The organism is Streptomyces doebereineriae, from assembly GCF_031845645.1.
Lineage (GTDB): Bacteria > Actinomycetota > Actinomycetes > Streptomycetales > Streptomycetaceae > Streptomyces > Streptomyces canus.
The window spans coordinates 1-436 of record NZ_JAVREZ010000376.1 but is presented as its reverse complement, the minus strand read 5'-3'; the positions used below and the strand labels follow the sequence as shown (position 1 = coordinate 436).

Annotated in this window: 1 protein-coding gene; it reads left to right on the top strand. The window is 75.0% G+C overall.

The genetic code is table 11. From position 1 onward, the window contains the following. Nucleotides 1-436 (top strand): family 4 glycosyl hydrolase (locus RNB18_RS52375; protein ID WP_449657664.1); only part of this gene is annotated, 436 nt, incomplete at both ends.

Here is a 436-nt window from a genome sequence, read left to right as displayed (position 1 = left end):
TTCCGGGTGCCTCTTGTGTACGGGGCTCTCCTCGGCGATCACGCCGAGGGCCGCGTCTCCCGGGTCACCCTGTACGACACCGACGCCGACCGGCTCACCGCCGTCGCCCGCGTCCTCGACGAGCAGGCGCGGGGCATCCCGGACGCGCCCGCCGTCGTCGCCACCACCGAGCTGGACGAGGCGCTGCGCGGCGCCGACTTCGTCTTCTCCGCGATCCGGGTGGGCGGGCTCGCCGGACGGGCCGCCGACGAACGGGTCGCCCTGGACCTCGGCGTGCTGGGGCAGGAGACGGTCGGCGCCGGAGGCATCGCGTACGGGCTGCGGACCGTCCCCGTCGCCGTCGAGCTGGCCCGCCGCATCGCTCGCCTCGCCCCGCATGCCTGGACCATCAACTTCACCAACCCGGCCGGACTGGTCACCGAGGCCATGTCCCGCC